A 3,018-nucleotide genomic window follows, 5' to 3' on the forward strand; every position below is an offset into this window, starting at 1 on the left:
CTAGCAGGCCGGTGTGCCGTTGTCTTCTTTGAGTTGATAGTTGACGCCCGCCCATGTATCCGAAAACTGGCTTTCGCTGTCGCTGGTTGTTCTGGATAGATCTCTCTTTCTGGTGCTGCTATACAGATACGAGGTACGGAAGAAAATTTCAGCTTTGTTAGTTAATCCATAGCGTAATCCCACGGTGCTTACCAGCGAATCGCTGTTGCCGCGACTCTCGCCGATCAGTGTCGGTAACGTAACAAATGAGTTTTCTCCTGTCTGCACCGTGATCGGTTCGCCAGTGGATACGCCTTGTCTATCACTATTGGCATAGGCCACCGATACATCAATCTTGACCTTACCTTTTTCTGTAACAAGGTCATCAATAGTCAAGGGTAAGTCCGCTGATGCAGAATGGCTGTATGTCAATAACGCCACCAATAATAAGACATGTTTTTTGTTAGTAATATCGATTCCGGGCCTCTTAGCGATTCTTGGTTTTTCTCTACTCATATTGCGATTTTCTCTATCTTGGTACGGATGTTTGAACTAGGTGGTGGCATTAGATTATTTATGCTCGCCAATTGCTATCGAAGAGATTCGAACTCTTGATTACGTTTTTTCTGTGCTTTTAATATGGAACAAAATTTATGTAACGGAGAAAAAGCGGGGATGAATTTGAAGTGATTCGCGAGAGAGATGCTCTTGGAATTCGTGCAAAGAACGCGAAGTTTTTTTTGAATATGCTTCCAATGAAGGAAAGTCAGGTTGGCTACCATGTCGGTAGGGATTAGATAGGTTTCGCATAGTTTCTTCTTCCCGCCAGGAGAATGGTCTCGATACTGAAGGACATGCGGAAAAAATCTTGTTGAAGCTGATGTAGAACCACAGCGATGTCGTACAGCTTTGCCATCGTGAGCAGGCACAGCGGAGGGTGATCAAATCCGAAGGGATTTGATCAGTGCGTTAATGAAATGCGGAAAACTATTTGTTCGATAAGCCGAAAAGCCAAATTTTTACAACGATGTTTATGGGTTGGCAGACGGCTATCCTGCGCGCCTCGATTAAAAGATTGGGTTGGCGTGATGCTGTCGGTTCGCGAAGTGAATGGACGTCGTTGAGGTGAAAATCGGTTAGAGATGATGCCGATTTTCTTCTTTACTCAGTCTTAGCGTTGATAATTTTTCGTGCGATCAAAACAGGAAAGAGATAGGGCAAAAATCGATGATGTCGATAGATGCTTGAGTCATCTTTTCTCACCGTCATGTCGTTGCAAATCGTTCTCTACAACATCGTCGAATTCATCGCAGACCGGATGAACGCCTGCGATAACTGGGTAGTCGCAGATGTCGGCAAGTCGGCGTTTGTACAAGGTAGTGATGCATTCCTTGTCCTTGCATCTGTTTCTTTCCTGAAGCCAGAGCCGTTGCGAAGCAGAGAGATTTTTCCGGGCAACCGTCCCGATATCCGAGGCCATCATGAAGCGGTAATTCCTGTTTAGCGTCATGTCGAGCGCACTCAGTAAATGGTCTTTGCAGATTTCAGTTTCAGCGAAGTTGCTGGCTTTGGTGCAGTCGAATGCTTGGGCATGAAGCGCTGATAGTGAGAAGAGAATGAACGTGGATATTGTCTTTTTCATCGGTCGTGTAGAGGAGAAAAGGGATTGCCAAATAGCTCGCATGGCTGACGATATTGAACCGAGGAATCTGGCGAATCGATATAAAAAGTATTCGGATGTCGAGGGAAGTTTTTCCTCGCCGGGGAAGCCCGGAAAGCATTGAGGCAGTCCTGCAAAGACGGGGATGAATCTGAGTCAGCTGTTTCCGATGTCAGCCCTGCATTGCCCGTTGTTCGGACTGCGCCTGCAGCGGGTCAGTCGCTGCAACCATCTTGTCAGGAAATGCATGGTTTTTCCTGAAGGAAATGAGCGTTTATCGTCATTGAGCTCCCGTATCATGGGAACCTTCTTTCCGGGAAATGTTCGAAGTGGCGCCTTGCCCCGCGTATCCCTGCATGGGGCGACATGGTCATCCTCAACAACCAGAAAGAAAAGAAAACCATGCAAAAAACCGATCCCGCACGCCCTCTGAATCCCCTGGAAGAAGCCCTGGTCCGCGCCCAGAACGACCCTGAGGCGCGGCCGGCGTTTTATCGCCTGGTGCTGGACGCCACCGTCTTCGTGCGTGGTCACTTGCCGGAAGACGGTGACCGCGAAAAAGTGCAGATCATGCGCTGGCCGGGGGAAGATGGCAGCATGATGCTGCCCATGTTCAGCAGCATGGAAGACCTCGAACGCGCCTTCGAGCCCGGTGCACCCTGCCTGTCCATGACGGTGCGCGAACTGTTTCGCATGTGCGGGGATGGGCGCAGCGTGTTCATCCTCAATCCCGATAGTCCCTATAGCAAGTATTTCGTGCCCGGCGAAGTCGCCCACGTGCTGCAGGAAGATAACGGTGGCACACCGGTAGCGCGCACCATCGGTGCCGAGACCACGGTGCGGCTGGGGGCGCCGGCCGAGCCGCCCACCGTCATGTTGGAGAAGCTGTCGCAATTGTTCGCCCGCGATGACAAGGTCAAGGCCGCCTACCTGGCCACGATGCATGACCCCACGCACGACCCCCAGCCGACCCTGGTGCTGGGGATCGATACCCCCGAGAGCCATATGGAGCAGGTGGCCCGCGCGGTGGGGCCGGTCATTGCCCAGCATGGCCGGCCGCAGGAGGCGGTGGACATGATGCGCGTGGAGCCGGGCAATGGGCATAGCGTGGCCGACTTCATGCTCACCGAACTGAAGCCCTTCTATGAGCGCCAGCGCGTGGGCTTTTTCAAGTCCTTGTTCGGGCGCGGACGCTAGGGCCTGCCCAGGCAGGAACCGCGTCGGATCAGCCATGTTTGGGCATTTTTCGCGTAAAATGCCGGATTCTTTGAATCAGTCGGAAACCTCGAAACAACCATGGCATCAAGTCAGACAAGTGGATCCGCCGCATGGCGGAGCAGGAAAGAATGATCGAACCCTACGAGCCCGGTCAGGTGCGT

Annotated in this window: 3 protein-coding genes and 1 pseudogene; 2 read left to right on the plus strand and 2 right to left on the minus strand. The window is 51.8% G+C overall.

Going from position 1 to position 3,018, the window contains the following annotated elements:
- Nucleotides 1-495 carry a hypothetical protein gene (locus I5W_RS20130; RefSeq protein ID WP_050010702.1) on the minus strand — a complete coding sequence of 165 codons (495 nt, stop codon included), beginning with the start codon at nt 493-495 and terminating at the stop codon, nt 1-3.
- 733 nt (nt 496-1,228) lie between these two features.
- On the minus strand, nt 1,229-1,621 hold the full coding sequence (locus tag I5W_RS20135) for a lysozyme inhibitor LprI family protein (protein ID WP_044530564.1): 393 nt from the start codon (nt 1,619-1,621) through the stop codon (nt 1,229-1,231).
- Between the two features lie 420 nt (nt 1,622-2,041).
- Here I5W_RS20135 and I5W_RS20140 point away from each other — a divergent pair, with 420 nt between their 5' ends.
- Both I5W_RS20140 and dcd read left to right on the plus strand, forming a co-directional pair.
- Complete coding sequence (locus I5W_RS20140) at nt 2,042-2,836, plus strand: enhanced serine sensitivity protein SseB C-terminal domain-containing protein (protein ID WP_252717136.1); 795 nt, start codon at nt 2,042-2,044, stop codon at nt 2,834-2,836.
- A 104-nt stretch (nt 2,837-2,940) separates the two neighbouring features.
- Nucleotides 2,941-3,018, plus strand: a pseudogene (gene dcd, locus I5W_RS31525) (dCTP deaminase); the annotation flags it as partial.

The organism is Herbaspirillum sp. B65, assembly GCF_000333555.1.
Lineage (GTDB): Bacteria > Pseudomonadota > Gammaproteobacteria > Burkholderiales > Burkholderiaceae_D > Herbaspirillum > Herbaspirillum rubrisubalbicans.

Bases quoted from the DNA above. Each gene is read 5' to 3' on its own strand.
- I5W_RS20130 (WP_050010702.1), bottom strand. From the start codon at position 495: ATGAGTAGAGAAAAACCAAGAATCGCTAAGAGGCCCGGAATCGATATT.
- I5W_RS20135 (WP_044530564.1), bottom strand. From the start codon at position 1,621: ATGAAAAAGACAATATCCACGTTCATTCTCTTCTCACTATCAGCGCTT.
- I5W_RS20140 (WP_252717136.1), top strand. From the start codon at position 2,042: ATGCAAAAAACCGATCCCGCACGCCCTCTGAATCCCCTGGAAGAAGCC.